The organism is Fictibacillus halophilus, from assembly GCF_016401385.1.
GTDB lineage: Bacteria > Bacillota > Bacilli > Bacillales > Fictibacillaceae > Fictibacillus > Fictibacillus halophilus.
Window position 1 is genome coordinate 1793413 of the sequence record NZ_JAEACF010000001.1, and the last position, 22247, is coordinate 1815659.

Sequence of the window (22247 nt, forward strand, 5' to 3'; positions counted from 1 at the left end):
TCATGCCTATTTTATTAAAAAAATAGGTTTATTATTTTCAACTGTATAAGGAACGGAATAGACAGGCACAAAAAACGAATGAACCGCTAATAAGTGGCGTATGTCTTCGTGTTTATCTAAATCATTCTGGTAGCTTGTGATCGCTTCATTTAAATCTTTTCTGTAATCTATAAAAATCTTTGCATCACCATTGACCATAAACGGCAGTCTCTTGCCAGTAAAAGGACTTGTGACGTATGGATCTTCCTTAAAACCTAATTTCTTAAAATCAAGAGTGTGCCTGCCTTGCGCTTCTATCTTTTTAAACGGCGGGTAGTCGTGTTCAGCCATATAGATATTTAAAGCAACCTGAATATCTTGAACCTTATCTGTTAAAACAAGGTCTGCAAGCTTGACTGTCGGCTTTGTCTCTACATCAATCAATACGTACTGAAAGGTTCCACCCTTCTCAAAAGCATTGCCTGGAGGTTCTTGCATATATTTTGGAACTAGTTTATTAAAGTCAATCAGGTATTTTTGATAGATATCTGTATCTGCCTCTTTTGTCTTGATCGGCAAAACACCCGTATCTTTTTGAAAGCTCTCAACGGCTTGCTGAACCGCTGTAATCTGATCTTGATAAGGAACTCGATTTTGTGTTTTTCTTTCTTCCGGATATAAACATCCTGAAAGCGTAAATAAAATTAAACATAAAGGAATCCACCATTTTTTAGACATATAGACTTCCTCCTTTACCCTTGTACAGGTCCGCTGAACACAACGATGATGATTAGAATACCTGCAATGATCATGCAGATCCAGGCGAATAGTGAAACGACCGTCTGAAAAATTCCAGTTAATTTCGCTCGACTAAACATGATAGAGAAAACAGCAACAAACATTAAACCGATGGCTGATAGTGCCACCCACATTTTTAACAAACCTTCACTCATATGTATCCTCCTTGTCCACAGCGTACATTATAGCATAATTCTTGGTATTTCCTTTACTTTTTCAGAGTTGGAATTTTTTAAAAAGTCTAAGCTTGTTTATTAATAATAGACTCACGATTCACAAGATATTGCCTGAAAAGACAGCTATCTTTGACGTTATTGTTGGTCTTGGAAGCAGTGGCTTTCCTTTTCACTTTTTGTAGGCGTACTGTGTGAAGTGGGCAGGTGAGGCACTTATATGTGGAACGTACGAATGTGGCTCACCGTCTGCCCCGCGAAAAGCGAGCAACCTGGAACGGAAATCAACTACCTTCAAAACATTAAAAAACCAAACAAAAAAACACCCGGGCATAACCGGGTGTTCGACTAAATACTTCCTGTACTGAAGGAACACTTCCATGATTTAGGTGCTTTATCCACTTTATACAATTTTAAGATTGTAGTCTACTTACCTTCAAACATTTTAGATAATGTTGCCAAGTCAAGAGGGATGTTATTGTTAAGAACAGCTTGAACGATCTGATCTTCCTTTTGCTTCGAAACTGCTACTCCAGCCATAGAAGATACTTGGGAAATCAGCATACGAATCGTGCGCTCGTCACGAAGATTTGACCCGCTTACGGATTGAGCAAGTTTAAAAATATCATCCTTTTTCACACTTGTTTTCTTCTCGATTTTATCAAAAAAGTGTTGTTCACGTTCCACCTGAAGTCCTCCTCCCACTTCCTTTTCACCCTTATCGTATGCAGGGAGATTGGAAGCGTGAAAGAAAAAAAGGCGATTGCCTAAATTTTTTTAGACATTCGCCTATTTGACTGTGTGTTTTTAGCTTTTTAAAGAAGATACATCTTCAACTTCATGTGTGCGAGAACGCTGCATCAAATCGTCAACAGCTTGCTTTGCACCCTTGCCGTTAAACAATACATCATATAGAACCTGTGTGATCGGCATCTCCACTTCTTCACGCTTACTCAACTCGTAAGCAGCTTGAGTGGTTCTTACGCCTTCAACGACCATGCCCATATTTTCAAGAACATCTTCAAGTTTCATGCCTTTTCCAAGCATGTTTCCAGCGCGCCAGTTACGGCTGTGAACACTCGTACACGTTACGATCAAATCTCCGATCCCTGTAAGACCAGAGAATGTAAGAGGGTTTGCTCCCATATGCGTACCAAGGCGAGCGATCTCAGCTAGACCTCTTGTGATTAAAGCCGCCTTTGCATTATCACCATAGCCTAATCCATCAGAAAGTCCAGCACCTAGGGCAATGATGTTTTTTAATGCACCACCAAGCTCAACACCGACCACATCAGGATTCGTGTAAACACGGAAATTTTGATTGATGAAAAGATCTTGTACTTTTTCAGCAGCCTTCATGTTTACGGATGAAACCGTAACCGTCGTCGGCTGTCTTAGAGAAACCTCTTCCGCATGACTCGGACCCGAAAGCACGACAACAGAATCCAAAACAGACTCAGGAAGCTCTTCTTCAATGATTTCAGAAATACGCTTATATGTACCAGGTTCGATGCCTTTAGAAGCATGAACAATTGTGACTGGAGAACTCAAATCGTTCTTTAATTGACCGAGTACTTCTCTCATCGCTTTTGTTGGCGTGACGAGTACGATCGTGTCCGCTTTCTTCACACATTCGTTCAACTGCGTTGTTGCTTGTATGTTTTCAGGGAGCACAACTCCAGGCAAATATTTTTCATTCTTATGATTGTTGTTGATCTCGTTGACCTGGTCCTCTCTACGACCCCATAGGGAAACGTTATGACCGTTGTCAGCCAAAACGATGGCGAGAGCAGTACCCCAACTTCCAGCACCTAAAACAGCAACATTATCCATACATGTCACACTCCACTATTAAATTTTACGTTCATTCCCGCTCCAGATCCTTGCTATATTTCCTCGATGCTTCCAAATTGAAACAATTGAAAGAACAAAGCTAGCCCATACTGCTTCAAGAGGAAGATTAAATTGGTACAACATAAAAAAGGGAGTAAGAATTAAAAAAACAATAGAACCTAATGAAACAAATCTGGATACCCAAATGGTTATGATAGCGATAACACCTGCTATGAGTGATGGCAAGAATGCAATTGCAGCAAAAACACCAATCGCTGTTGCCACTCCTTTCCCGCCTTTAAATCCATAAAAGACGGGATAGTTGTGACCGATTACGGCTATTAGACCGCATAGAACTGCGATTAAGGAAGAATCAGTTAACCATAAAGCAACTAACACAACCAAAATACCCTTCAAGCAGTCTAAGAGCAATACCGCGATCGCCGGCTTTTTCCCTAACACTCTTAGCGTATTTGTAGCACCTGCGTTACCACTTCCATGATTTCTTATGTCTTCATTTCTCAATACTTTAGTCAGCAAATAACTGAAACTAATACTTCCGATCAAGTAAGAAATAACGAAGAGTACGATCGTCATCATGAAAAATTAATCGTTTTTCTTTCTAGCAAAGATTTTGATAGGCGTTCCAACAAAGCCAAACGTTTCACGAATACGGTTCTCGAGGAAACGTTTATAGGAGAAGTGGAAAAGTTCAGGATCATTAACAAAGATAACGAACGTCGGTGGTTTTGAAGCCACTTGTGTCGCATAGTTGATTTTAAGTCTTTTACCGTTATCCATCGGTGCTGGGTTCATAGCTACAGCATCCATGATCACTTCATTCAAGATGTTCGTTTGAACACGAAGCGAGTGATTCTCCGCGACCTGATTGATTACAGGATACAACTGATGAAGACGCTGCTTCGTTTTTGCAGATACGAATACGATCGGCGCATAAGACAGATACAAGAAGTGGTCACGAATCTTCTGTTCGAACTTTTGCATCGTCTTATCGTCTTTTTCAACAGCATCCCATTTGTTTACGACGATCACTACCGCTTTACCTGCTTCGTGTGCAAATCCAGCTACTTTCTTATCTTGTTCGATGATCCCTTCTTCAGCGTCAATGACCATAAGGACAACATCGGAACGTTCGATCGCTTTCATCGCACGCATGACACTATATTTCTCAGTTGTCTCATAAACTTTTCCGCGCTTTCTCATACCAGCCGTATCGATGATTACATACTTCTGATCTTCACGCTCAAAACTTGAATCAATCGCGTCTCTCGTTGTTCCAGCAATATTACTAACAATAACTCGTTCTTTACCTAAGATGGCATTCACAAGAGAAGATTTCCCTACGTTAGGTCGTCCAATCAAAGAGAAGTAGATCGTGTCGTCTTCTTTTTCCTCAGCAACCGTTTCAGGAAAATGACTTACTACTTGATCTAAAAGATCTCCAAGACCGATACCATGTGTACCAGATACACCGATCGGTTCGCCCATTCCTAAGCTATAGAACTCATACAACAGTTCTTTACGTTCCGGGTTATCGATCTTATTTACACCTAGTACGACAGGCTTTTTAGATCGAAACAACATCTTAGCTACTTCTTCATCAGCAGCTGTAATTCCGTTCATTCCATCTACGAGGAATAAAATAACATCTGCTTCTTCAATAGCCAGTTCTGCTTGTTCTTTCATCTGACTCATAAATGGTGCATCGCTAATTTCAATACCGCCCGTGTCAATTAAGTTGAATTCCGTGTTCAACCACTCAGCAGAGCTATAAATACGGTCACGCGTTACACCTGGCATATCTTCTACGATCGAGATACGATCTCCGGCAATTCTGTTAAAAATAGTAGATTTCCCTACGTTCGGTCTTCCTACTATGGCTAAAACTGGTTTCGTCATGTAGACACTTCCCTTTTTTCCTGATCAAGTCAATCATCAAATTTTCTTTTTTTATATGCTCTATCATTTTCTTGTAATTAGACAAGTCCACTTATTTTAGCAAATTACTTATGGTTTAGACAACTGATTCTCTTCTAAATCTGTTTGGCTGAAGTAACCCTTTTAAAAGCTGTTCGTCTTATTTTTTTGAACATATCTACCAATACTACCATAAATAAGAGCATCATAGAAGTTGAGGCGAACAAATCCATCACATATAAAGAACCAATCTCAACTTTGCCAGCGAGCCTAAGAATGATGAACTGATATGCAGCATCACCAATAAAAAGACCTATTGCAATCAGACTAAAGTGATCTTTCTTAGATCCTGCTAACGTAATTACTAAAGAGGTTAGTAATACGAGGATCATTACTTTCTTGTTCACGAACAGTTTAGCGGGATCATATAGAGCAAAAAGCTCGACAGAAACATAAGCTGTAGCCACTATAAAACTGCTAGTAACGAAAAAAAAGAGCTGATGACTGTTGTTGATCACACGGATAAAACCGATCAGTAAAAAGAACACAAATGCAGCATTTAGGCTTCCTATAGAAAAATGGATGTTGATACTCGACAATATTATTCCGAACAATGTTATAAAAACACATTGATTTCTTAGCTTCCCTTTAGGAATGAGAAAGGTCGTAACAATCCAGCCCATCCACATGAACCAATAAAAAAGTATGCCATCGTTCATCTCTTTCACCTCGATAGCATTATTGCCACATTCTGTCCCCTTCTAACCGCAAGAAAAAACAGCTCTCGATGAAATTATCGAGAGCTGTAAATAATCGGGTATTATTTGTAACCTTTTAGCTGATCACCGATCATATCTGCTAATGAAAATCCTTTTTCTTCTTTAGGAAGGTTTTCTTTAAGGTTCGCTTTTTCCTTTTCATCTTGAACAGCTTTCATGCTTAAGCTCATACGCTTATCTTGACTGTTCACTTCAAGCACTTTTACAGAAACTTGCTGACCTTCTTTCACAACCTCACTTGGATTTCCGATGTGACGGTTCGCTAATTCTGAAATATGAACTAAGCCTTCGATGCCAGGTGCTACTTCTACGAATGCACCAAACGTTACGATGCGCTTTACAGTACCTTCAATAACACTTCCAGCTTGAATGGAAGAACTAGCTTCTTCCCAAGGTCCAGGCTGTGTTTCTTTTATCGACAATGAAATTCTGTCATTATCGCGGTCAACAGAGAGAACTTTTACTTTCACAGTCTCACCTTCGCTAAGAACCTCTGAAGGGTTATCAACACGGTTATGAGATAGCTGTGAAACATGGACTAATCCATCAACACCACCGATATCTACGAAAGCACCAAAGTCTGTCAAACGCTGTACTTTACCTTCAATGATTTCGCCTGGTGCCAAACGGTCTAAGATTTCTTGTTTCTTTGCTACCGCTGCTTCTTCTGTCACAGCTCGATGAGATAAGATTACGCGACCTTTCTCTGCATCTAGCTCTACGATTTTAACAGAAAGTGATTTTCCTTTATAATCGGAAAAATCTTCAACAAAGTGAGACTCGACCATCGAAGCTGGAATGAACGCTCGCACGCCAAGGTCTACCACAAGTCCACCTTTTACTACGTCATGAACAACGACTTCAAACGTTTCTTTAGAATCAAACTTTTCTTCTAGTTCGCTCCATGATTTTTCAGTGTCCACTGCTTTCTTAGAAACGAGAAGCTTGTCCTCCGTATGAGAAAGTACTTTAACCGTGATCTGATCTCCTTCATTCAACACGTCACTTACCTTTTCAATGAAAAGACTTGAAACTTCATTAATCGGTAAAAACGCGTCTTGCTTAGCGCTGATATCCACTAACGCGTGCTTGTCTTCCACTTTTAGTACAGTACCTTTAATGATTTCACCTTTTTCAGCCATAGAAGCATTTGTTAAACTTGTGCTCATTTCGTCTGTCATGTTCGTGACCTCCTCAAAAATTAGAAAAGTAATTTATTGAACTTTCGGTATGAAAGAACATTAACATCGATCATGGAGTTGTTTTTGCAAAGATGCAGACCTCTGAAAGTGATTGATTTGCGCTACAGGATGCTCGCTTTCCGCGGGGTGTGCGGTGAGCCGCTTAGCGCTATGCGCTGTTAAGAGTCTCACCTGTCCCACTGATCCCGCAGGAGTCTCGCACCTTACGCTACAATCAATTTATCAATGATGCCTTTGAAAAAAAACTCAAAAGTAAATTCTTTAAAGATAAAAACAGAAATTCAGTTATTCATGCTCTTTTTTTAACTGAGCTATATGTTTCATTATAAGCTCTGTCGCTTCTTTTGCGGAAGCTTTTTGCTCCCGAAAATGTGTAAAGTCGATCGGTTTGCCGAATACGACTTTCAGTTTTTTTCCTTTTTGATATTCTCCAACGATCGCACATGGAACGATGTGAGCATCTGATTTAAGGGCAAAGAAGCCTGCTCCTGCTAGGCCTTCTCCGATTTCTCCTGTCTTTGAGCGGGTTCCTTCTGGAAACAACCCAACAACTTTTCCCTCTTTTAAAAGATTCATTCCTGTTTTTAAAGCTGTTTTGTCACTCATCCCACGTTTAACAGGAAACGCGTTGATCTTTGGGAGAATATGTTTTAAAACCGGTACAGAAAAGAGCTCTGCTTTAGCCATAAAATGCACATCTCGTGGTGAAGCTACCCCAACAAGAGGGGGATCGTAGTTATGGATATGGTTGGTGCATAAAAGCACGCCACCAGTTTTCGGCATGTTTTCTGCTCCAACGATTTCTGGCTTATATGTTCCTTTGAAATACGTCCCACATAGCCATTTACCGAAAGAATAAAGCATCATTTTACAAAGCCCTTTCTTTTGCATAATGAAGAATGCTTGAAACTACCTCGTCGATCGTCATACTTGTTGTGTCCAGTTCGATAGCATCTTCTGCTTTTCTTAATGGAGCTACTTCTCTTTCGCTGTCGCGCTTATCTCTTAACGCAATCTCACTTTTTAAAAGTTCAAAATCTGCTTCGAACCCTTTTGTTAAATTTTCTTCATAGCGTCTGCGAGCTCTTTCTTCTACCGAAGCGATCAAGAAAATTTTCAGCTCTGCGTTTGGCATAACATGTGTCCCAATATCACGGCCATCCATGACAACTCCCCCAGATTCAGCTAAGAGTTGTTGTCTTTTCACCATTTCAGTACGTACTTCTTGCTGTCTGGCAACAAAAGATACATTATTCGTTACTTCACTTGTTCTGATCTCTTCTGAGACATCTTTTCCATCAAGAAGAACAGCTTGTCCTCCATCCGTGATCACTAATTTAATATCTGTATCATTCAAAACGATTTCAAGTTCTCGTCCATCATTAAGATCTGCTCCTTTTAAAAGAGCTTTATATGTTAATGCCCTATACATGGCACCCGTGTCAATATAAATGAATGAAAGACGTTCAGCTACTTGTTTGGCTACCGTACTTTTTCCTGCTCCAGCCGGGCCATCAATGGCGATTGATAATAATTTTTTCATGTTTCCTCCTACCCCATACCTATGACAATGCATACATAGCAATAAAAAGCAGGTGAGTATCCCCTGCTTTTTTCTGTGTATAAATCTGAATTTATCAGACTTAATCTATATGTATATTACCATACATGGTGTTTAACGGTCTATTGTTTCCAAAGTCGGTTGTTTGTCACTTTTGATGACTCCTTCGTAATAGATACTCTTATTTGTATATAACTTAAAGGAAGGAATCTCAAGTAGAAACTGCGCGGCAACCAGTAAAATAAAATGAACAACGGCAAGCTGAATTAATATTCGTTCAAATCGTTTCATGAATACGCCACCTTCTTTTCGGGAGTATTTTTCCCAATAAGAAGAAAACTATGCAATTCTATAGACTCACGCTCTCTTTCTTCTTCATAAGAAGCTGTTGTTCAAAGCAGAATCGGATGATATGCTGACGATCTCTTTGTGCGAGTTTCCCGAATTGAAGTGAAGCTTTTTGTCGCCCACCCGCTTGGCCGTCGAATACTCTTAAAACTGTGCAGTCTAGGTCCAAATACAGTTTTTCTCCAGATTGCATAGGAAAAACAACAAGACAGTTCAATTGATCTTCACTCTTGACGGAATGAACTATTGGAAGTGAAAGAAGCATCCCTCCTGCACTTAGATCGAGGATCACAGAGTTAAAAGGTGGATACGCATCATTTTGGTTAACAACCGATGTATCGATCATCGTTTCTACCCTTACATATTCTCTTCGCTGAATCTTTTGTATCTCTTCTTCTTTTGGAGAGGTGATCATCAATACTGGAATGTTTTCGATCTTTCTTCCTAAAAGCTCGGTTCGAAACGTATAAACATTCCTCTCTTTATCCACAAAAGAAGCTTTAAACTGTGTTCCATCAAAAAAATATTCTGTGCGATTTGTTTTTTCGTTGCTGGGATAATCGATATAAAGATGATCCTCTTTTACATCAAACACTTTGCAGCGATATTTATCTTTTTTGTCGGAAAACAACGGTTCTAAATATAACGGTTCACCCACTGTTATCATCAAACTTCCCCCAAATAATGCTTTCTTGTCTATCTACCTTATTATGACAGTTTCAAAATAAAAGAAAAAGCAAAATTTCAAGTTACGAAATTTTGCTTTTGCTTGTAATTTAATTCAGCACCTTCTAGAAAAGATTACTTTTAGATGTCGTTATAAGACGGCTCTGCTTCTTTAAGCTTTCTTACTTCTTCTTCATTTCCGTTCTCTGCGTTAATGAAGACGCGGAACGTATCGTTACCTAGAATTCCTAGGAATTCGTAACAATACACTTCTTCGTTTATATCGTTTCGAATCAATGCTTTACTTGTTTCTTTTACTTGGAACTTAGGGTTAAGGTTTGTTCTTGCTTCTTGTTCTGAGATCTTAAATGTAGGCGTTCTATCGTCTACGTGTGCTAGAAGGAAGTCTGTACCTTCATACCCCATGATGTCTCCATTATCTAATGCTACTTTTACAGACACGGTCTCAGGATAGATCCTTACACCATCGTCTAGTCGAGCATAAGTGAACACCCCGATGTTATCGTATTGGTCACTTGTTACCATCTCCATTTGACTTTCCATATGTTTCTTTAGAAAGTCATCAGCTTGAAGCATCGCTTCATTCAGTGAGATTTTTGGTTTCCCGACGTTACGATCGTAAAGTACATACAGTGGATATCCCCCCTTTTTTGTAAGATCCATGTATGTTGTTCCTTTAGTATCTGGGTTATATAGCGTTAGTGAGTAAGCGTCATACTTTGCATCTTTTCCAGTGCTTTCAACTGTAATCTTAACGTTTTTCTTTAATTGAAAAAAGTCGATCGCAATCTTTTTAGCTTCTTCTTTTGTAATCTTTTTACCTTTTAACTGACTGAGATCACGGTCTTTCATTTTCTCCATGTTGGATACTTCTGTTCCAAAGTCTACATCTGAATACCCTTCGACCGATTTATCAACGGTCTTAAATCCGTCAATGATCGTGTTGTCTTCTGGCTGCTTGTTTGTAGCTAGAGCCATCTCGACATCCATCCAACGCAAGTTGTTCTTTTGTGCTAATGATTCTGTTTTTCTTAACTCGTTTTGAATTTCTGTTGAATTTGCGTACAACTCTTTTAACGTATTGTATTCTTTATCACTAAGCGGATTCTTATCTAGATCACGAACTGCTGCTCGATAACTAAATTCACCCATCTTTGTTAAAAATTCTTCCGTTTTGTTAAATGGTAGAAGCGCTAAAGGCAGTTGGCCTACATCATTATGAGCCTCTGATGTTAGTCTCCAAACTTGAGCTAAAGCTGGAGATAGCTGATTTCGTGTATTCATAGCGATCGTTTCGCCAATCTTGTCATGAAGAGAATCCATATGGAAGTTCAAATCATGAAAAGCCCGTTGATAGTTGTTTTCAGCTTGAAGAAGTACAGCATTTTTTTCTTGATGTTCACTGTAGCCCCAATAGCCTGTTCCTGCTACAGCAACGAACAACAGTACAATTAGGATTGTGCGTATCATATCAGTTCACCCCTTTATTAGTTGCAGAAAATGTGCTTTCCGATTTTTTTGATTTGAGGACGAGACCATATCCAGCCTGATGTAGCTGTATCAGGGTTAAAATAATATTCTGCTTCACCTGTTGGATCCCAACCGTTCAGTGCGTCCATTACCGCTTTTTTTGCTTGCGCATTTGGAGTCAGATAGATCTGACCATCCGCAACTGCTGTAAATGCTCCTGGTTCGAAGATTACACCAGAAACTGTATTCGGGAATGAAGCACTATTTACTCGATTAATAATTACTGCTGCTACTGCGACTTGACCGATGTAAGGCTCACCACGTGCTTCACCATATACAGCATTAGCCATCAAGTTTACATCGTTCTGCGAATAACCATTAGGGATGTTCTTTGCTGGTTTAACTTGAGCAGGCTTTGCTTTAGGCTGTCCCGCTCCTTTTGTGCCCTTTGCAGTTCCAGCTTTTGGCGTGCCGCTTTTTGCAGTGCCCCCTTTAGCTGCTCCACTCTTCGCACTTTTCTTCTCACCACCGTAATAAGAGAACTTCTTACCGGTATCAATCTGCTTATTTACCCAAGCTTTATCGTATTTAGAAGCTTTGGCTAACTTGTTTTTTGTAGTACCGCCTGCTAAACCATCAATCGGTAGACCGAATTCATATTGGAAGTTTCGTAATGCCCAATACGTTCTCCATCCAAAAACACCATCGATGTTTCCCGTGTAAAAACCTAGATATTGAAGCCTCGACTGAAGTTCGACTACATCTTCACCTGTAGCTCCTACCTGTATGACTTGGTTTGAAAATGCTTGTGCATTGTTCTGACCAAATCCAGCTAATAGCCCAAAACAAAGGGCGATTGCAAAGAATGCTCCCTTTATGTAAGCTGAATTTCTTTTCATGAGAAAGTAAGCCTCCTGTAATTTAATCTCCATTTTCGTGTTATACAGATATCATTTGTAATCTGTTTTTTTTTATTCAGCTTTCAAAGACTCATGGTTCACAATAAAGAAAACTTGGCTGACGCCAAGCTCTTCAAGTCTGCCTTAGTTGCGCTTATACTATCTACCTTAACTTGTTGCCACGTCGAATGAAATCGTGCTAACAAGTTATACTTTCTGATAGTCAAATAAAAGAAGACCGGTTAAATTCCGGTCTTCGCATCTGGATTTGAATATGGAGTTAGAGTAGTATTAGCAATTCTTACTTTCCGAAGAGCAAACCACCATAAGAAGATCATAAAAGGAAACATATAAAAGAAAATATATTTTGTACTGGATAACAACAAGAAGTTAAACGTACCGTGTAACACAATCGGTAATAGGAGTGAGAGGGTAAGATACATCTTCTTCTTTCTTCCTGTCGAGAATTTCCCTTTTCCTAAATAAAAACCCATGATCACACCAAACAAAGCATGACCACTTACAGGCAGAAGGGCTCGAACTAATGCTTCTTTAATTCCGAACGTATACAGATAAAAGATGTTTTCTAAAGACGCAAATCCTAATGACAATGCAGTGGCATATACGATTCCATCATACGGTTCATTGAACTCTTCATGAAGATATGCTCCATAGAACACTAAGAACCATTTGAAGAACTCTTCTAATGTGCCACTGATAAAAAATGCCTCAACAAAAGAAGGTACGTTCAATTCTTCGGTAATTCCAAACTGAATAACCATAATCGGAAAGACGAGAAGAACGCCAAATATATATACTTTGACCACCAATGACAATGGTTCGGTCTCATATTTATCTTTTAGATAAAAAAAGGATAATAGAGCAATAGCCGGAGCCACCGCTGCAGAAATTACAGCTAGCATGTCCTGCCTCTTTTCTACTGTTTTTTTATATCGTAACATGATATTTTAAGAAGTGGAATAGCGAACACGAAGAATAAGGAGGGCGGTAATCTTGAAAAAGATATTATTAATTCATACTGGCGGCACCATCGCGATGGAAGAAAACAAATCCACAGGAGGTGTAAATACGAAAGAAACACACCCACTAGAGGCAACCCTCAGAGAACTGTCTGATCTAGCAGAAATATCGGTAAAAAATTATGTAAATCTGCCATCTCCTCATATTACTCCTTCCCATATGCTGGAGTTAGCACAATTTATTACTACACAAACAAATTCTGATCAATTCGATGGAATCGTCATCACTCACGGAACAGACACGCTCGAAGAAACGGCTTATGTATTAGATCTAGTACTGCAAACATCAATTCCAGTAATTGTTACGGGTGCAATGCGATCAAGTAACGAACATGGTTCAGATGGACCATACAACCTGATCTCATCTGTACGAGTTGCCTGTGAAGATCAATCGTTAGGCAAAGGAACACTTGTTGTGTTTAACGACGAGATCCACGCTGCAAAAAATGTTACGAAGACTCACACGAGCAACATCGCGACATTCCAGAGTCCTCAATATGGACCGATCGGTATCGTAACAAAACGAGGAGTTCTGTTCCATCACACACCGATTCGATCAGACTTCTTTCATGTGAAGAACTTTTCTAAAAACGTCGTTTTACTTAAAGCATATGCAGGCATGGACGGTAATTTGATCCAAGCGGCAACAAATTCAGCAGATGGCGTTGTCATCGAAGCATTAGGTCAAGGGAACTTGCCTCCTGCAACAGTGCCTGCCATAAAAGAACTCATTTCAAATGGAATACCTGTTGTACTCGTATCAAGATGTTTTAACGGAATCGCTCAAGACATCTACTCATATGAAGGTGGAGGAAAGCACTTAAAAGAAATTGGCGCGATCTTCTCAAACGGACTAAACGGACAAAAAGCACGATTAAAACTGATGATCGCCTTAGAAAATACGAGTGAACCACATCAGTTGCAACGACTTTTTCTGCAATAATGGATATTTTCATCAATTGATTGAATGATTGACCATGAATGATAAAGACTTAGTTAGTAGACATGGGAATCGGACATGTGATTTGAAAATTACGAAGATAATTTTAAAATATTTTTGATAATTAGATGAGTTTATCAATTAATTTGACGAGTTCAACGCATATATCCACGAGTCGACAAAAACAGACAATTTAAACTGATTTTATTCTTTAATCAGAGATTCACGAAAAAAACCGATAACTTAAAAAGGTTATCGGTTTTTTTCTCTTTTCTCTATCGTTTCAGCGATCACTTCACCGTGAAACCTTCCATTTTCAATAAATATCTCATTAGCATTGTTACCAGCAGCAATTACACCTGCAATAAATAATCCGTCAACGTTTGTTTCCATCGTATCTTCAGAAAACGAAGGACGTCCGGTTTCTTCATCGATACCTACACCCATCTTAGATAAGAACGAATGATCAGGGTGATAGCCGATCATGGCAAACACTGCATGAAACGGATGATACGTTTCAGATCCATTATCTCCTTGTATCACATACATGCCGTCCTCTGTTATTTTATTTACGCATGCATCAAAAGTCATCTGAATACTACCTGCTTTTACACATGCCTCAAATTCCGGAAGTACCCATGGTTTGATGCTCGGTGAATAATGACTTCCTCTGTAAAAGACGTGAGGACGTGCACCTGCTTTTTGCAGTTCTAACGCTGCATCGATCGCAGAATTTTTCCCACCGATCACCGCAACATCAAGATCATAATAAGGATGACCTTCTTTAAAATAATGATGAACATGAGGCAGGTCTTCCCCCTCAATGTTCAATTGATTAGGGTTATCGTAATACCCTGTTGCGATAATGACGTATTTGGCATCATAACAAATCGTTTCATCTTTACGATTGATTGTTTCAACTTTAAATGTTCCATCAGACTGTTTGTTAACCGATTTCGCTCTTTCAAATGTACGAATATGGAGTTTATTTCTTTTAACTACTTCTCGATAGTACGTTAGCGCATGAATTCTTCTCGGCTTTCGTTGTTCATGCACGAAAGGAAAGTTGCCGATCTCAAGTTTTTCACTCGAGCTAAAAAAGGTCTGATGCGTTGGATATTGATAAATGGTGTTAACTACGTTTCCTTTTTCAATCACGCAGTAAGAAATTCCTTTTTTCTGTAGTGCAAGAGCTGCAGCCAATCCACATGGCCCACCACCAATAATACATACGTCTATATTCACTTTTTTCATCACTCCAAAAAAACACAGTTATTCTTCCTTAGCATACCAAAAAAATCTCCTATCATCATATGATAGGAGATTTGGTATGAGTTTGCAAAAATTTTAAATCCAGCCTCTGAAGCGAGATGCTTCAGCCATTTTACGAACACCAACCATATAAGCGGCTAGTCTCATGTTTACTTTTCTGTTCATGGCAGTTGTATAAACGGTATCAAATGATTTTACCATTACTCGCTCAAGCTTCTCTTCTACTTCTTCTTCTGTCCAGTAATAACCTTGGTTGTTTTGTACCCACTCAAAGTAAGATACCGTAACTCCACCTGCGCTTGCCAATACGTCTGGTACTAAAAGAATTCCTCTTTCAGATAAGATTCTAGTCGCTTCAAGTGTAGTTGGTCCGTTCGCTGCTTCAACAACGATTGATGCTTTGATCTGGTGTGCATTCTTTTCAGTAATTTGGTTTTCAATAGCTGCAGGTACTAAAATGTCACAATCAAGCTCTAAAAGTTCTTGATTTGTTATCGTATCTTTGAAAAGCTTCGTTACTGTCCCAAAGCTATCACGACGTTCTAATAGATAATCGATATCTAACCCCTCAGGATCATATAGACCACCATAAGCATCTGAAATCGCGATTACTTTTGCACCAGCATCGTGCATGAATTTAGCAAGGAAGCTTCCCGCATTACCAAATCCTTGTACGACTACACGAGCACCTTCAAGTTGGATACCTTTTTTGGCTGCTGCCTCACGTATACAGATCGTAACACCTTTAGCAGTAGCTGTTTCACGGCCATGAGACCCACCAAGTACAAGTGGTTTCCCTGTAATAAATCCAGGAGAATCAAACTCTCTAATTCTGCTGTACTCATCCATCATCCAAGCCATGATCTGTGAGTTTGTAAATACGTCTGGAGCCGGAATATCTTTAGTCGGTCCTACTAATTGACTGATTGCTCTTACATAGCCACGGCTTAATCTTTCAAGCTCTCTAAAAGACATTGTACGCGGATCACAAATGATTCCGCCTTTCCCTCCGCCATATGGCAGATCCACAATACCTGCTTTTAAGCTCATCCAGATTGATAGCGCTTTTACTTCTGTTTCTGATACATTCGGATGAAAACGAACGCCGCCCTTAGTTGGACCAACAGCATCATTATGCTGGGCACGATATCCAGTAAAAATCTTAGTACTTCCGTCATCCATCTTAACCGGAATTCGAACGGTCAACATGCGAATCGGTTCTTTTAATAACTCATAAACTTCGGAAGAGTATCCTAATTTATCGAGCGCATCCGCGATTACGGATTGCGTGGATTGGAGTACATTGTCATTTTCGTGTTGATTGTCGGATTTTTGGTCTGTGTTATTTTGGGCTGTCATTTGTTTACCTCCCATATTCGTCACCTCTAGAGTTTAGTCAAGCTTCATCGTCAGTATACACCTTTGTATAAGCAAAGAGAAGAGAAAATTAGTGATTTTCACCTAAAAAGTAAACGCTTTCTTAAGTCACGGACTGTTGAGAAAATAGCTAATTTTCTGCCAATATACCTATGTGGCATGTCCACTGCTTTTAATATGTAATCCCCACCCCGTAAAGAGGTGGAGACAAGGTTATTCCTTCAACACAGTTTGTTATTACTTTTTTAAAGATAGCTCGATTAATTTTTCGATCATTGAAGGATAGTCCATTCCGATCTCTTTTGCTGCATCTGGAAACAGACTGGTCGGCGTCATACCTGGTAATGTGTTTACTTCTAAGATTACAGGTTCTGAACCATCGTGGGGAACGATAAAATCTACACGTGAATACACTTCGCAGCCTAAAACTTCATGAGCAAGTACAGCTTGTTTTTGCAGTTTAGCTGTTGTGCTCTCGTCAAGTCTTGCAGGAACATAGTGAATACTTCCACCTTCTGCATACTTAGACTCATAGTCGTAATAAGCATTCTTAGGTTCGATCTCGACAACAGGAAGTGCCTTATAGTTGTTATGTTCCCCCATAACAGCTACGGTAACCTCTTTCCCGCTTACGAATTGTTCAACGAGAATCGTATCATCATGCAAAAATGCTTCAGCGATTCCTTTTATCAGCTCATCATGATTTTGAGCGATTGTAAGGCCAATCGTTGATCCTTCTCTATTTGGCTTTACTACTGCCGGAAAATCGAAAGATAGTTCTAACTGGTTCTCATCGTACGACTTTCTATAAAGAACTTTTTCCTTTGCGATATTAATGTTAGCATCTTTAAAGAACTGTTTGGATTTCGCTTTATCCATAGCGATACCTGATGCTAGAGCACCTGATCCTACGTAAGGAATCCCCATCATATCTAAAAGACCTTGCAACCTGCCATCTTCTCCATACTTTCCATGAAGTCCTAGAAAAACAACATCAGCTTCAAGTTCCAACAAATCTTTAAGTCGTGAAGGATGAAAGTCAATGCCCGTAACTTCATGACCTTTGCTTTCAAGCGCAGAGATGATCTGCTTGCCTGTTGATAAGGATACTTCTCTCTCAGCAGAAACACCGCCATATAATACTGCTATTTTCATCTTAATGGTCACTCCTAGCCCAAAAGTTTATGTATATATTATATTCCCTGCCGTCATATCGGTTCAGTGGATGTGAAAAATATTAATAATCATAACACGTTTTGTCTCTAAATTCACAATGATATATACATGACATTTTCGTTTATGTTCATTCTTTATGCTGTTTGAATTTTCAAGACTGTTCTCGTTTAAATTATAGCGATTTGAGAGTGGTTAATTTACGCTCCAGATTGTTAACTTTCCATGGGGAGACCGGTTAGTCGACAACCTTGCGCTCCAACCAACTTGCATGAGAAGAGAAACGAAAACTCCGAAGTCATCAATATTTTTAAAAAACCTTCTCACAAAATAAATAAGGACGCAAAAATTTTGCGCCCCTCTCTTTTTCAGTTACTTAAAATAACGATACAGTTCGCTTATTGCATCGGATTTCATCAATTCTTTTCCATACTCAATAACTCTGTAGCTTGTAATCGTCGAGGAGCTTCCGAACTCAGCAAGAAGAGCAATAAACAAATCAAGGTCTACTGGCTGGACCTCATCTTCTTCAAACTTTAAGTAGAAGTGATTATTAAATGAATACAGAGTACCACCTTTAATCTCTAAAGAATGAAGGCGTTTTGCAAGTAAAATAACGTCTTCAAAAGACGAAAACTCATAAAATATCTCATCGTTCTCATCTAACGTGACTTGCATCTCTATATAATCTTCATCATATTCTTCTTCAAGTTCATACTCGTTAATTCCTTTTGTAACAATAACAACCATACCTTGAGCTGGAAGTGAAAAAACTTCAACCGCAATAGGACCATCAGCTTTAAATCCTACCTCATCATCAGCTTCAGTCATCATATCACGGAATAGCTGATGAACTTTAGGAATATCCTGCCATATTTCTTCCTTAGAAATACCTCGTTCATTCAGATCATCAAAAGTTAGGAAGATTTTTATTTTGTTATAGGTTAACCGTTCTACCCGCATCTCTGGTCCCCCTTACGATCGGCGCTATTATGTCTTAATATCAATATATGAGTTTGCAAAAAGTTGGTGATAAACATCCAACAAATTATAAAACCTTAGGTATTAATTTTTCAGCTTCTGAGCAATCCAGTCATCCCATTCTAACTTTGTATTACCGATCAGGAATGATTCATACTTCTCCTGAATTTCCGAAGAGATATGATTGATCGCTGCACCACCAACACCAAATGAGGTATCCGGAAATTCCTTTTCCAAGCTTTTTGCCCACTCCAAAGTTTTCTTAGAGTTTTCAGCGATCGTACATGAGAAAAATACCATCTTAGGTTCTACTTCTTTCAACACAACCTCAAAATCTCGTTTCGGTATTCCATGTCCTAAGTATATAACCTCAAACCCTTTTCTTCTTAGAAACAGTGTAAACATCAGAAGCCCTAGTTCATGCTCTTCATCTAAGCCACACGCAGCAATAACCTTTGGTAAATATGGATCAGATGGCAGCCATTGAATAAGTTGTCCAATCTTACTACGTAAAAAGGATGAAGTAAAATGTTCGTGTGCAACAGTAATTTTTTGTTCTTCCCAAAGGTGTCCTACGCGTACTAATAATGTACCCAAAATATCAATAATGACTTTTTCCAAATTATACATACTGAAAGCTTGGCTCAAAAGATCGTTAGCTTTCTTCTCTTGAAAGGATAATAGAGCTTCTAATATCAAATTACCCATTTCAGCTGCACGATCAGTATTCTCAATAGAAAAAGGAGCTGCTTCTTTATAAAGTTCCCCGTTTTGGGCAACGTCAACCGCTTGACTGATCGTAAATCCTTGATTTACTTTGTTCACTAGCCATTTAAGTATGTAAACTTGCTCGTCGGTGTAGAGTCGATGGCCAGCCTCATTTCGGATTGGCTTTACGATTGAATACCGTCTTTCCCAAGCTCTTAAAGTTCCTGCTTGAATGCCGAGCATCTTCGAAACCGCTTTAATGTTATATTTCCCTTCACTAGGCATCCGTTCTTCCTCCAATAAATAGGTTAAGAAGAGTATATCGAATAAAACGTTGTAATGTAAACTTTTTACCGTATTAGGGTTATCAAATGTGTCTGACTTGGTGCACCTAACCTTAATGGTAGATGTGTTGCTCCATAGCCGTTACTCACTAATAGCGTGTGTGTCGTCTCATCATACCAGCCGCCCCTTTTCGCTATTCCGAACGGTCCTATGCGGATTTGTCCTCCATGAGTGTGCCCAGTTAAGACAAGCTGAATGTTGTCGTCATTGCTAATTTGTTTTGATATATCAGGATTATGGCTGATTAAAATTCTGCAAGAAGATTGGCATTCTTTCAGTGCATCCTCTAGAGAGGCAAAACCTAACGATGTATCATTTACGCCAACTAAATCGATGACATCATCATTTCTTTTTACAATGAAGTTAGCATTGTCTAAGATCTTTGCACCTTCGTTTTCAATTGTTTTAGCTAACAATTTTGCACCCACATCATAATCATTGTTTCCCCATACAAAGAAAACAGGTCCAATTGTTGAAAGGCGTTTAATATTATCTTCTACCTTCTTCATCGAAACTCCTTTTTCAACAAGGTCTCCGCCGATTACAACGAGATCCGCTTTTTTTGATTCTTGGATTACCTTTTCAGATATTATCCGTTTATGAACATCTGATATAAAAAAGATCTTAAAATTTTCAAAGGACTTTGGCAGTTTTTCAATCTTGATCGAATCATGAATGACACGATTTCGATGCGCTTCAATATACATATATAGTAATAGCGATAAACCTGCTAAGATGAATAAATAAAAAAAGATCATTGTGCCCTCCTGATATGAATTTAAATGATCATATCATATTTTTTATAAGCATCCTATGCAGAAAGGAACTGGCGTTAATTTTTTGAATATTTAAAAAGATTTGTTGAAAAAAATGTAAATTTCACGTATGATTAATTTACATGATTAACCAAAATAAGAGGAGAGGAAAAACATCATGACATTAACTAAATTGAAGAATAAATCTCTCGCAACAGACCCGGAGCTGTCTTATAGCATGCGACTCGGCCTTCCAATAGAAGTGTATTGTACAGAAAAACACGAAACACTAGCATTCGGAAGAATTGATCATTTTTGTGAGATGACAGTCGTTATTCAAGGTCAGCGCCACGATCGAAATTCTTGTTTATTTTTTGGATGTCCCTGTCAGTAAAGCTCATTATTTGTGAAGAATATTTATGTTGTATTCTTGTTTCATAAATTCAAAAACAACATGCCTCTGGTTCCATTGTTCCTCATCACTCCACCATTCTTCATTACGATCTATAAAATCTTTTCTGATCGCTTCAAAATCATCGTCAGCTTTTTTGTACTTCTTTTTCATCCAGATCATATAGAAGCTCGCAAAAATAATAAAACCTGTACAAATCCATACCATCTCATCAGAGAATAACAACGTTAATGGATTTGAAAACCTTGAGGCTGTTGGAAGCTTATAGTAGTAAAGGTAAACGAAGGTTGCTAGTACAACAAAAATCATCGATAATCCCCATTGGTTGATGGCTTTTTTCCACTTGTCTTTCTCAGCTTTTTTATCAACAAGCTGCGCTAGCACAATACTCGTTAGTTCATTAACAAAGGGCTTTATCTTCCAGTGATTTAGAGCATTCATCAGCATAACCTCCTGTACACATAACTATGCCTATACAAGCAGATTCATGCTTTTTAAAAATAGTTGTTCCGGTTAACAAGCTTAAAATTCATTATTGTTCAAACGGATCAAGAACACCAACAATCGTCTTTAAAGAGATTTAATAAAAGCATATGTGTAACAAAAAAAAGACCGTCTGGATATTAAAAATCAGACGGTCTTTAGTCTTCGATTTCAACTTGTTCAACACCTTCTCTATCCTCACTTTGAACAGGGATATAAAGATCTTTTGACCACAATTTATACGTAAGTGTGATTCCGACCAAAAGAATAAATGCTGTTAAAAGCAATCGAGTCACTAAAAAAGTTGTTTTTCTCTTTTCTTTTTTAGCATTTCTTTGTTTTTCTTCATTTTCTCTCTTTTTTCCGTGCACTTCACTTCTTGAAGGCAAAGAATGAACATGATTTACAGCAGCAGTCGTATTATCTGCTGTTCTACTTCTTAAACCCTCTGCCTGATCATTCTTCATCCTGACCCACACTCCTACTCTCGCTGTCTGTAATATTGATGTTGCTCTTGTTTTGATTAGCTATCCAGCATCCTGAAATAAAATCGATTAAGAAATGAGCTATGAAAGGCACCCAGATGTTATCCGTCATCTCATAGATCATACCTAGCCAAAAGCTTAAACCACATACGATACTAAAAAGAACAGGTTTTTTTATATAACGAACATGCAAAACAGCGAAAATAATACTCGTTAAGAATAGCCCTAATAACGATTGTAGGACTCCTCGGAATAACCACTCTTCAGCAAAAGCAATGATTCCTGTTAGGAAAAAGATATGAACGTAAGAGAGAGAACCAAATATCTTTTCGTTGATTCCACCATCATCTAACGATTCTTCAGGCAACCTCTTTTTTAATTGAATCGATAAAAAAGGAAGGAACAATCCAGTACTTATAGCAAGCAGCCATTCGTCTACTGATAGATCGAGGGCATTCAGCTCCCAAGGAAATGAAACCTTAAAGAAAAATGCAAGGCCAAACGCGCCTATCATAAACAAGCTCTGTGAAAAATAGACGTTCAACAAAAGCTCTTTCGGGGTGATCTGATCAATCCAATTGTTTTTTACAGATTTCCTCATCCTTTAGT

26 protein-coding genes are annotated in these 22247 nt (G+C 38.7%); 2 read left to right on the plus strand and 24 right to left on the minus strand.

All coding sequences use genetic code 11. From position 1 onward, the window contains the following. Positions 1-6: 6 nt before the first annotated feature. The 15 genes from I5J82_RS09350 to prsW all read right to left on the minus strand — a co-directional run bounded on the left by I5J82_RS09350 (position 7) and on the right by prsW (position 12590). Positions 7-717 carry a hypothetical protein gene (locus I5J82_RS09350; RefSeq protein WP_198767637.1) on the minus strand — a complete coding sequence of 237 codons (711 nt, stop codon included), beginning with the start codon at positions 715-717 and terminating at the stop codon, positions 7-9. A gap of 14 nt (positions 718-731) precedes the next feature. After that, a complete protein-coding gene (locus I5J82_RS09355; protein ID WP_198767638.1) occupies positions 732-932 on the minus strand; it encodes a DUF2768 domain-containing protein in 201 nt (66 codons plus the stop codon). Between the two features lie 444 nt (positions 933-1376). After that, complete coding sequence (locus I5J82_RS09360) at positions 1377-1637, minus strand: stage VI sporulation protein F (RefSeq protein WP_066395705.1); 261 nt, start codon at positions 1635-1637, stop codon at positions 1377-1379. A gap of 120 nt (positions 1638-1757) precedes the next feature. Continuing rightward, the gene (locus tag I5J82_RS09365) at positions 1758-2783 is read right to left on the minus strand and encodes an NAD(P)H-dependent glycerol-3-phosphate dehydrogenase (RefSeq protein ID WP_198767639.1); all 1026 of its coding nucleotides are present in this window, start codon (positions 2781-2783) and stop codon (positions 1758-1760) included. An 18-nt stretch (positions 2784-2801) separates the two neighbouring features. Continuing rightward, positions 2802-3383, minus strand: a complete 582-nt coding sequence (gene plsY / locus I5J82_RS09370; RefSeq protein ID WP_198767640.1) for a glycerol-3-phosphate 1-O-acyltransferase PlsY — start codon at positions 3381-3383, stop codon at positions 2802-2804. Between the two features lie 6 nt (positions 3384-3389). Further along, positions 3390-4703, minus strand: coding sequence for a ribosome biogenesis GTPase Der (der, locus tag I5J82_RS09375; protein ID WP_198767641.1), 1314 nt, complete (start codon positions 4701-4703; stop codon positions 3390-3392). 134 nt (positions 4704-4837) lie between these two features. After that, the gene (locus I5J82_RS09380; RefSeq protein WP_198767642.1) at positions 4838-5440 is read right to left on the minus strand and encodes a YphA family membrane protein; all 603 of its coding nucleotides are present in this window, start codon (positions 5438-5440) and stop codon (positions 4838-4840) included. 101 nt (positions 5441-5541) lie between these two features. Then, positions 5542-6681: a 30S ribosomal protein S1 gene (rpsA, locus tag I5J82_RS09385; RefSeq protein ID WP_198767643.1), complete on the minus strand. Its 1140-nt coding sequence runs from the start codon at positions 6679-6681 to the stop codon at positions 5542-5544. Positions 6682-6987: 306 nt separating this feature from the next. Continuing rightward, complete coding sequence (locus I5J82_RS09390; protein WP_198767644.1) at positions 6988-7569, minus strand: lysophospholipid acyltransferase family protein; 582 nt, start codon at positions 7567-7569, stop codon at positions 6988-6990. Position 7570: 1 nt separating this feature from the next. Further along, positions 7571-8245, minus strand: coding sequence for a (d)CMP kinase (cmk, locus tag I5J82_RS09395; RefSeq protein WP_198767645.1), 675 nt, complete (start codon positions 8243-8245; stop codon positions 7571-7573). 132 nt (positions 8246-8377) lie between these two features. Continuing rightward, positions 8378-8554 carry a DUF5359 family protein gene (locus I5J82_RS09400; RefSeq protein ID WP_198767646.1) on the minus strand — a complete coding sequence of 59 codons (177 nt, stop codon included), beginning with the start codon at positions 8552-8554 and terminating at the stop codon, positions 8378-8380. A gap of 58 nt (positions 8555-8612) precedes the next feature. Then, entirely contained in the window at positions 8613-9278 is a 666-nt protein-coding gene (locus I5J82_RS09405; protein ID WP_198767647.1) for a flagellar brake protein, read from the minus strand. Positions 9279-9418: 140 nt separating this feature from the next. Beyond that, a complete protein-coding gene (ypeB, locus tag I5J82_RS09410) occupies positions 9419-10768 on the minus strand; it encodes a germination protein YpeB (protein WP_198767648.1) in 1350 nt (449 codons plus the stop codon). A 17-nt stretch (positions 10769-10785) separates the two neighbouring features. Next, positions 10786-11667: a spore cortex-lytic enzyme gene (sleB, locus tag I5J82_RS09415; RefSeq protein WP_198767649.1), complete on the minus strand. Its 882-nt coding sequence runs from the start codon at positions 11665-11667 to the stop codon at positions 10786-10788. A gap of 242 nt (positions 11668-11909) precedes the next feature. Beyond that, entirely contained in the window at positions 11910-12590 is a 681-nt protein-coding gene (prsW, locus tag I5J82_RS09420; RefSeq protein WP_198767650.1) for a glutamic-type intramembrane protease PrsW, read from the minus strand. A gap of 91 nt (positions 12591-12681) precedes the next feature. On the opposite strand from prsW, the gene I5J82_RS09425 reads away from it, so the two are divergent. Next, positions 12682-13650: an asparaginase gene (locus I5J82_RS09425; protein WP_198767651.1), complete on the plus strand. Its 969-nt coding sequence runs from the start codon at positions 12682-12684 to the stop codon at positions 13648-13650. Between the two features lie 249 nt (positions 13651-13899). On the opposite strand, the gene I5J82_RS09430 is transcribed toward I5J82_RS09425, so the two are convergent. The 6 genes from I5J82_RS09430 to I5J82_RS09455 all read right to left on the minus strand — a co-directional run bounded on the left by I5J82_RS09430 (position 13900) and on the right by I5J82_RS09455 (position 20261). Next, positions 13900-14892, minus strand: a complete 993-nt coding sequence (locus I5J82_RS09430; protein WP_408610391.1) for a YpdA family putative bacillithiol disulfide reductase — start codon at positions 14890-14892, stop codon at positions 13900-13902. Between the two features lie 102 nt (positions 14893-14994). Beyond that, complete coding sequence (locus I5J82_RS09435) at positions 14995-16278, minus strand: Glu/Leu/Phe/Val family dehydrogenase (protein ID WP_198767653.1); 1284 nt, start codon at positions 16276-16278, stop codon at positions 14995-14997. A gap of 255 nt (positions 16279-16533) precedes the next feature. Then, positions 16534-17451, minus strand: a complete 918-nt coding sequence (locus I5J82_RS09440) for a D-alanine--D-alanine ligase family protein (protein ID WP_198767654.1) — start codon at positions 17449-17451, stop codon at positions 16534-16536. A 390-nt stretch (positions 17452-17841) separates the two neighbouring features. Continuing rightward, positions 17842-18432, minus strand: a complete 591-nt coding sequence (locus I5J82_RS09445) for a genetic competence negative regulator (protein ID WP_144699332.1) — start codon at positions 18430-18432, stop codon at positions 17842-17844. A gap of 102 nt (positions 18433-18534) precedes the next feature. Further along, positions 18535-19443, minus strand: a complete 909-nt coding sequence (locus I5J82_RS09450) for a MerR family transcriptional regulator (RefSeq protein WP_198767655.1) — start codon at positions 19441-19443, stop codon at positions 18535-18537. Between the two features lie 65 nt (positions 19444-19508). Next, positions 19509-20261, minus strand: coding sequence for a metallophosphoesterase (locus I5J82_RS09455; protein ID WP_198767656.1), 753 nt, complete (start codon positions 20259-20261; stop codon positions 19509-19511). A gap of 175 nt (positions 20262-20436) precedes the next feature. On the opposite strand from I5J82_RS09455, the gene I5J82_RS09460 reads away from it, so the two are divergent. After that, positions 20437-20652: a hypothetical protein gene (locus tag I5J82_RS09460; protein ID WP_198767657.1), complete on the plus strand. Its 216-nt coding sequence runs from the start codon at positions 20437-20439 to the stop codon at positions 20650-20652. Positions 20653-20658: 6 nt separating this feature from the next. Here I5J82_RS09460 and I5J82_RS09465 read toward each other — a convergent pair whose 3' ends face one another. The 3 genes from I5J82_RS09465 to I5J82_RS09475 all read right to left on the minus strand — a co-directional run bounded on the left by I5J82_RS09465 (position 20659) and on the right by I5J82_RS09475 (position 22239). Then, complete coding sequence (locus I5J82_RS09465; RefSeq protein ID WP_198767658.1) at positions 20659-21111, minus strand: DUF2663 family protein; 453 nt, start codon at positions 21109-21111, stop codon at positions 20659-20661. A gap of 200 nt (positions 21112-21311) precedes the next feature. After that, entirely contained in the window at positions 21312-21620 is a 309-nt protein-coding gene (locus I5J82_RS09470) for a hypothetical protein (protein ID WP_198767659.1), read from the minus strand. Next, on the minus strand, positions 21610-22239 hold the full coding sequence (locus tag I5J82_RS09475) for a CPBP family intramembrane glutamic endopeptidase (RefSeq protein ID WP_198767660.1): 630 nt from the start codon (positions 22237-22239) through the stop codon (positions 21610-21612). The genes I5J82_RS09470 and I5J82_RS09475 overlap by 11 nt, the downstream gene beginning before the upstream one ends. Positions 22240-22247: the final 8 nt, after the last annotated feature.